We start from the raw sequence: 7,064 nt of genomic DNA on the forward strand, positions 1-7,064 counted from the left end.
ATAATCATCTGATTGTGTGAAAAAGCGCCCCTTTGGGGCGCTTTTTTTATGGCATCTAGTTAGATGTTTTGTTTGTTGGATTGTTAGTTATTGCCGCAGTGCAATATTGATAAGCTTTTATGAAACTTATTTAGTAATAAGATGGTTTTGTTTTACGATTGTTTTTAATAAAAATTATATAAATTAGTTGCTTATGTGCTGTAAAGAAGGTGTAAATTCAATTCTTATCCCTTATTAAGCCTGTCTCCTAGAGTTAAATATCTGTCTCATTATGTCAAGTTTTAATTTTCATAAGAATTAGTATAAATGGAAGAAAAATACAAAAGCGACAAGGAGATGCAAAATGCAAAAGGAATATGATGTCGTCATCATCGGAGCAGGGCTTTCGGGTATTGGTATGGGATGCCAATTAACTCAACAAAGCCCGCACAAATCATTTACTATTTTAGAACGTCGTCAGGCTTTAGGCGGGACGTGGGATCTTTTTCGTTATCCTGGAATCCGCTCTGACTCAGATGTGATTAGTTTTGGCTTTAAGTTCAGCCCTTGGAATAGTAATCAAGTTTTAGCTGCTGGAGAGTCCATAAAAAGCTATTTAAAAGACACTGCTGAAAAATTTGGTATTGATCAGAAAATTCAGTACGGTATTAAAATTAACTCAGCAAATTTTTCCACTCGAACCAATCGTTGGACGGTAGATGCGATAGATGAGGCAACGGGCGAAGTATGTCAATTTGGTTGTAATTATCTGATCACCGCTACAGGTTATTATAACCACGATCAAGGTTATACGCCAAAGTATCAAGGTTTGGAAAATTTTAAAGGGCAATTTGTACATCCGCAGCACTGGCCAGAGAACTTAGATTATAAAAACAAACGTGTGGTGGTGATTGGCAGTGGCGCAACTGCGGTGACCTTAATTCCTGCGATGGCAAATGAGACGGCGCATATCACGATGTTGCAGCGTTCTCCAAGTTATGTGATTAATGTGCCAAATACCGACAAATTGGTTGATGCCTGCCGAAAAGTCTTATCTGAAGAGTTGGTGTATAAAATTTTCCGTAAGCGTAATATCTTTATGCAGCGTGGTATTTATAAATTATCACGTCGTTTCCCAAATAAAATGCGCTCATTCTTGCTGTCAAATGCGCAAAAAGCGTTGGGTGAGCACTATGATATGTCCCACTTCACACCGAAATATATGCCTTGGGATGAGCGTCTTTGTGCTATTCCAGATAATGATTTATTTGCTGTAATTCGCGAAGGTAAAGCTTCTGTTGTAACAGATCATATTGAGTGTTTTACCGAAAAGGGTATTTTGTTGAAATCAGGTGAAATGCTTGATGCAGATATTATTGTAAGTGCGACAGGCCTTGAGTTGCAGATGCTTGGGGGGATTCAAATTTCGGTCGATAAAGAGCAGATTAAACCGAATGAAAAAATGAGTTATAGAGGAACATTAATTCAGGATGTTCCTAATTTTGCGTACTTATTTGGTTATACCAATGCGCCTTGGACACTCAAAATTGATTTAGCGTGTGATTATATTTGTCGCTTAATCAATGAATTGGATATTCGTCAAATGGCTGCTGTTAAAGCGGTTGCACCAATTAATGAGAAGACAGAGCATAGTATCGTATATGGCATGCAATCGGGTTATGTACAACGAGGGGATTGGGTCTTGCCGCGTCAAGGAAAGTCTTCCGAATGGTTTGTTAGCCATAATCTTGAAAAAGATACAGAAATGTTTAACCAATCCGTTGATAGTCCGAATCTGGTTTGGTCAGTTGTTTTAGAGAAGCCTAAAGGAAAAGTGAAGGCAGCATAAGTTGGGGAAGGCTTTGGCGTATGCTGTAGATGAAGACATGCGCCAAAATTAATTGCCGAAAAGGGAATATGGGCATGAATATAAAACAATTAAGTTTTATGAGTGGTGGGGGTATTCTTTCTCGGGTGGGCATGCGATTCAAACTGCAGCCAATCATCCAGAAATTTGTGCAGTATTACTTCAAGCAGCGCTTGTCAGTGGTTTATCCAGTTTGAAAGGTGTTCCACTGGCAAAATTGGCCTGTTTGAGTGTTGCTGGTCTTTGTGACTTGATGGGTGGCTTGCTCGATAAACCCGTTTATCGTCCAATTGTTGGGCATGTGCAGGATGATGCGGCCATGACCACAGCAGATGCCTGAGAGGGTTATCTGTCGCAACTTCCCGAGAATGCGAACTGGGGGAAAACAAAACTCGGGCCCGTATCTTCTTAGAGGTACCATTATATAACCCGATTCGTTCCGTGCATAAATTGAATATGCCAATTTTGGTGATTTCAGGGCAAAACGATACAGTCATTCCAGAAACAGCAATACGTGCGGCGGTCCATAAAATGCCAAATGCACGCTATTACATGCTGCAAAGTAATCATTTTGAACTTTGCTCAGGTGAAGTTTTTGAAAAGAATATTGCTTTGCAAATCGGCTTTTTAAAGGAAAAAGTTCCCGTGCACTTGGTGCAGTAGCAGCATAAAAAATGAGGCCTAATGCCTTATTTTTATGCTCATCATCTTTGTTTGTACTAACTTTCTATCTTTAGGTGGATCTGGGTGTGGGGTGGATTGTCTAACAATTTAGCTCTAAAACTGTCCTAAACTGATATTTTGCTGACCTTAACTGCACTTATGGGCAGAGCCTAATCACGTAAGATAAAAAGACAGAATAAATATAAGGATTGAATATCTTTATCGGATGTTCATAGGAGCTGAAAGATGAATGCCAAGGTAAAAATTACCAATCGCGCAGGCGCGAGTTTCCCTGTACGTCGAATGAACTTTGAGTTTGAAAATGTGCCTGAATATTGGATGAATGGTTCGGCAGGGCTGACCCATTTTATGACAGCGTTATCGGCACTCTTTCCAGCAGGTGAGATGTTTTTTATCGACAGTGTCCGTGCCGTACGCCAGCATCCAGCAATCAAAGACAATGCTGAACTGCAAAAGGAAATTTCAGCCTTTATTGGTCAAGAGGCGATGCATACGCAAGAGCATGAAGGCTTTAATGCTTCAGCACAAAAATATGGACATGATGTGGCAACCCTTGATCACTATACTGATCGTGCGATTCAGACCACGCGTAAAGTATTTGCTTTTTTAGGTAAACCTGTGGGCATCACTCAAGAAATGGTCGATTTAACCGCAACTACAGCGTTAGAGCATTTTACTGCAACGATTGCCTCCCAACTGTTGGTCAATAAACATATCCAAGAACTCATGACAGATGAAACCATGAAAACCATGTGGTTATGGCATGCGATTGAAGAAAATGAACATAAAGCAGTGGCTTATGATGTTTTTGAAGGCGTTTTTGGTAAAGGCTTAAAAGCATATCTTTTAAGAACCAGTTCTTTGGTTGCAGCAATGGCAATTCTGTTCCTTGTACAGTCGTATTTCGTATTTCGGTTATTGCGACAAGACAAACTGTTGAACATGGCGGCATTAAAAGATATTTATACCTATGGATATAGCCCATCGAAAGGCATTATAACGGGGATGGGGCGTGAAATGATGATGTATTTCAAACCCGGTTTTCACCCCAATGACCACGATACCGATGCTTTACTGGAAAAGTGGAAAGCAAAGTTAGGTTTTTAAGTTGTATTGACACTTTGAGCGATATAAATCGCTCATTTTTGTATTCGATTTTAGCTACAAATTTTTTATAATGCTGCATCCTTATTTTAGAAAGATAAACGAAGATGATTCGTTTAATGCACACTGCAGACTTAGATCAAGTCGTTCAGATTGAGCGTTTAGTTCAAACCCATCCTTGGAGCTTGCAACAGTTTCAAGAGTCAATCCAGTCTTATCAGAGTACCGTGATTGAGCAGGCGGGGCAGGTGGTCGGATTTTGTATCCTGCAACCTGTACTTGATGAAGCCAATTTACTGTTGATGGCTATTCATCCGAGTCAGCAAGGCAAAGGGCTGGGTTATCAACTGCTCGATGCTTCATTGGCACAACTCAAAAACAACCCACTGCAAGTCTTTTTAGAAGTCCGTGAGAGCAATCAGGCGGCCATTGCATTGTATGAAAAGTCGGGTTTTCATCAGATTGATCTGCGGAAAAATTATTATCCTAAACCCGATGGGACTCGTGAGCATGCCATTATTATGGTGAAATCGTGCAGTGATGACTTTGCCGAACTGTTTAAATAATCGAAAAGTTGAATTGAATACGATGACTATTTAATAATGGCATTATTCCAGCCCGAAGGTAGGGTGGTCATTAATGAGTTTCCCAATTGCTCGACTTCTTCTGTACTGAGACTGTGGTTGAGTCGACGCCATTGGCCATCAATGAGTAGCTCTAAAGGCAAATATTGCGATTTGTAGTTCATTTTTTCTGAGTGTGGTACCCAGTAACCCAAGTACACAAACTGTAAAGCACGTGCTTTAGCAAGCTCAATTTGTTTTAAGATGGCAAAAGCCCCCAGTGAGCGTTTGCTTTCATCGGGGTCAAAAAACGTGTAGACCGCAGATAAGCCATCATCTAAAGGGTCACAAGTCGAAACACAGATGAGGCGGTCTTCTTTCCATAGTTCTAGGAAAAAGCTATCAGTACAGCTGTGCACGAGAAATTTATCAAATTGGTCACGACTAGGTGGGAACATATCTCCATCGGCATGGCGTTTAAAGATATAACGCTCATATAAGTCATAATGCTTTTTAGTGGCATCTGCCGTGCGAGTAATCTTTAAAGTAAGGTCTTGGTTGCGTTTCCATGCCTTTTTTTGACTGCTATTCATTTTAAATTCGCGTACAGGTACACGGCTAGACAAACACTGTCGACACAGATGACACTCTGGGCGGTAGACAAAATCTCCACTGCGACGGAAACCGACACGAGAAAGTTCGGACAGTGTAACCACATCAATACGATGTGCTGGATCGAGGAACACCATCCGAGCTGACTTTTTTTCTAGATAGCTACAGTCATGCGGTGGGGTAATGTAATACTGTAAATCATTCAGTAGGGACTTCGGGTGATACGAATTCATAGTAAATCCCTCTATTATTCTTTATTCAATCAGTCGCGCATTCTGCGCTATTGTTTTACTTGAAAATACACCCTCCTGATATATTTTCCAATCAATAGCAGGTTGATTTACAACATCTTGTAACGATTTTAAGTAGGTTTGACGAGAAAGTGTACAAGCACCGAGGCTCAACAGATGATCATTGACCAATTGGCAGTCGATCCAAGGTAGTTCATTTTCACGTCCAATCAACATCAGTGTATAAAATGCCATTTTTGAAACATCAGTTTCGGTACTGAACATAGACTCCCCAAAACAACCTTTGCCGATGCTGACACCATAAAGCCCTCCGACTAAGCGTGTTTGATCCCAAACCTCGACACTATAGCCATAGCCTGCATCAAACATGTCACAATAACCCTCAATAATATCTTCACTGATCCATGTGTCATTGGCATAGCTACGTGGCAGTGAACAGGCACGGATCACCCGTTCAAAAGCTTGATTGATGGTGATGCGATAATCTTGCTTTTTCATGCTACGAAGTAGGGTTTTACTGGGCTGATAATCCTGCGGTCGGATGATGCAACGTGGTTCAGGGCTCCACCAGCAAATGGGTTCACCTGCGGAGAACCATGGAAAGAGACCATGGCTATAAGCCTCAAACAGGGTAGACGGGGAGAGGTCTGCACCGATACAAATTAAGCCTTCACCCTCGGGGTCAACTTCAAGCGGATCGGGAAAGATATACTCAGAAGGCGGTAACTGCTGCATAGTAAAGTCGAAACATGATAAAAAATGACCCTTAGATCATACATAAAAAAACCGCCCATTGTGGGCGGTCTTTTTTAAAGGCTTAGATTATTCGCCTAAAGCATCCAAATATTTTTCCGCATCTAGTGCAGCCATACAGCCTGAACCTGCTGAAGTGATTGCTTGACGATAAACACTATCTGCAATATCACCTGCTGCGAATACACCTGCGACAGAAGCAGCGGTGGCATTACCAGATGTACCGCTTTGAACTTGGATATAGCCATCACGTAAGTTCAATTGACCATCAAACATTGAACTGTTTGGTTTATGACCAATTGCAACAAATAAACCTTGTACATCAACGTCTTGGGTCGATTCGTCTTGAGTTGATTTTAAGCGAACTGCGGTTACGCCCGTGTTGTCACCTAACACTTCATCGACTTGGTGATTCCAAATGATGCTGATTTTTCCTTCTTTTTCTTTTTCAAATAAATGATCTTGAAGAATTTTTTCAGAACGCAATGAATCACGACGGTGAACCAAAGTCACATGCGATGCAATGTTAGACAAATACAGCGCCTCTTCAACGGCAGTATTGCCTCCACCCACAACCATGACTTTTTGGTTTTTGTAGAAGAAACCATCACAGGTTGCACATGCACTCACGCCTTGACCCATAAAAGCAGCTTCAGATTCAAGACCTAGGTACTGAGCAGTTGCACCTGTGGCAATAATCAGTGCATCACAGGTGAACTCATCCATATCACCTTTAAGGACGAATGGACGTACAGAAAGATCGACTTCATTGATATGATCGTAGATGATTTCAGTACCAAAACGTTCCGCATGTGCTTGCATACGTTCCATCAGTGCAGGGCCTGTTAAGCCTTCAGGGTCACCCGGCCAGTTATCCACTTCAGTCGTTGTGGTGAGCTGACCACCGAGTTGGATACCTGCAATCAATGTCGGCTTTAAGTTGGCACGCGCAGCATATACCGCAGCGCTGTAACCTGCAGGGCCTGAACCGAGAATAATCAAACGTGAGTGACGAGCGCTCATACGTAGAATCCTTTTTTTATTTAGAAATTTGTGGAATTATACGTGAAACTCTATAACAGTTGTGTGTGTTCAATGTCGATATTATTGATCATATAAATCGTTTTGAGCTATATAGAAGAAATATGCGGTGTAGAGCGGGTAAAAGTGGATAAATCATCTACTCGCTATACATAAAGCATTTAAGAATAGTGCATCTTTTTATAGAGAAGAGGTGCATAATATGACGTT

Annotated in this window: 8 protein-coding genes; 5 read left to right on the forward strand and 3 right to left on the reverse strand. The window is 41.2% G+C overall.

The window, feature by feature from the left end; genetic code table 11:
• The first annotated feature begins 343 nt into the window (after positions 1 to 343).
• The 5 genes from B4F08_RS10750 (at position 344) to rimI (ending at position 4,200) form a co-directional block, all read left to right on the forward strand.
• The gene (locus B4F08_RS10750; RefSeq protein ID WP_291374359.1) at positions 344 to 1,828 is read left to right on the forward strand and encodes a flavin-containing monooxygenase; all 1,485 of its coding nucleotides are present in this window, start codon (positions 344 to 346) and stop codon (positions 1,826 to 1,828) included.
• A gap of 52 nt (positions 1,829 to 1,880) precedes the next feature.
• Positions 1,881 to 2,186 carry a hypothetical protein gene (locus tag B4F08_RS10755; RefSeq protein WP_291374360.1) on the forward strand — a complete coding sequence of 102 codons (306 nt, stop codon included), beginning with the start codon at positions 1,881 to 1,883 and terminating at the stop codon, positions 2,184 to 2,186.
• A gap of 101 nt (positions 2,187 to 2,287) precedes the next feature.
• Positions 2,288 to 2,509, forward strand: coding sequence for an alpha/beta fold hydrolase (locus tag B4F08_RS10760; RefSeq protein WP_291374361.1), 222 nt, complete (start codon positions 2,288 to 2,290; stop codon positions 2,507 to 2,509).
• Positions 2,510 to 2,755: 246 nt separating this feature from the next.
• Complete coding sequence (locus B4F08_RS10765) at positions 2,756 to 3,637, forward strand: metal-dependent hydrolase (RefSeq protein ID WP_291374362.1); 882 nt, start codon at positions 2,756 to 2,758, stop codon at positions 3,635 to 3,637.
• Between the two features lie 104 nt (positions 3,638 to 3,741).
• Entirely contained in the window at positions 3,742 to 4,200 is a 459-nt protein-coding gene (gene rimI / locus B4F08_RS10770) for a ribosomal protein S18-alanine N-acetyltransferase (protein WP_119064998.1), read from the forward strand.
• Between the two features lie 26 nt (positions 4,201 to 4,226).
• On the opposite strand, the gene B4F08_RS10775 is transcribed toward rimI, so the two are convergent.
• The 3 genes from B4F08_RS10775 to trxB form a co-directional block, all read right to left on the reverse strand.
• Positions 4,227 to 5,042: an arginyltransferase gene (locus tag B4F08_RS10775; protein WP_086208217.1), complete on the reverse strand. Its 816-nt coding sequence runs from the start codon at positions 5,040 to 5,042 to the stop codon at positions 4,227 to 4,229.
• Positions 5,043 to 5,063: 21 nt separating this feature from the next.
• The gene (gene aat / locus B4F08_RS10780) at positions 5,064 to 5,795 is read right to left on the reverse strand and encodes a leucyl/phenylalanyl-tRNA--protein transferase (protein WP_086208216.1); all 732 of its coding nucleotides are present in this window, start codon (positions 5,793 to 5,795) and stop codon (positions 5,064 to 5,066) included.
• Between the two features lie 87 nt (positions 5,796 to 5,882).
• Positions 5,883 to 6,836: a thioredoxin-disulfide reductase gene (trxB, locus tag B4F08_RS10785; RefSeq protein WP_291374363.1), complete on the reverse strand. Its 954-nt coding sequence runs from the start codon at positions 6,834 to 6,836 to the stop codon at positions 5,883 to 5,885.
• Positions 6,837 to 7,064 lie beyond the last annotated feature (228 nt).

Origin of the sequence: Acinetobacter sp. UBA6720, assembly GCF_002454215.1 — a bacterium.
Lineage (GTDB): Bacteria > Pseudomonadota > Gammaproteobacteria > Pseudomonadales > Moraxellaceae > Acinetobacter.

Excerpts from the sequence above, each read along its gene's own strand:
- B4F08_RS10750 (WP_291374359.1), top strand. The coding sequence starts at position 344 with ATGCAAAAGGAATATGATGTCGTCATCATCGGAGCAGGGCTTTCGGGT.
- B4F08_RS10765 (WP_291374362.1), top strand. The coding sequence starts at position 2,756 with ATGAATGCCAAGGTAAAAATTACCAATCGCGCAGGCGCGAGTTTCCCT.
- rimI (WP_119064998.1), top strand. The coding sequence starts at position 3,742 with ATGATTCGTTTAATGCACACTGCAGACTTAGATCAAGTCGTTCAGATT.
- B4F08_RS10775 (WP_086208217.1), bottom strand. The coding sequence starts at position 5,042 with ATGAATTCGTATCACCCGAAGTCCCTACTGAATGATTTACAGTATTAC.
- aat (WP_086208216.1), bottom strand. The coding sequence starts at position 5,795 with ATGCAGCAGTTACCGCCTTCTGAGTATATCTTTCCCGATCCGCTTGAA.
- trxB (WP_291374363.1), bottom strand. The coding sequence starts at position 6,836 with ATGAGCGCTCGTCACTCACGTTTGATTATTCTCGGTTCAGGCCCTGCA.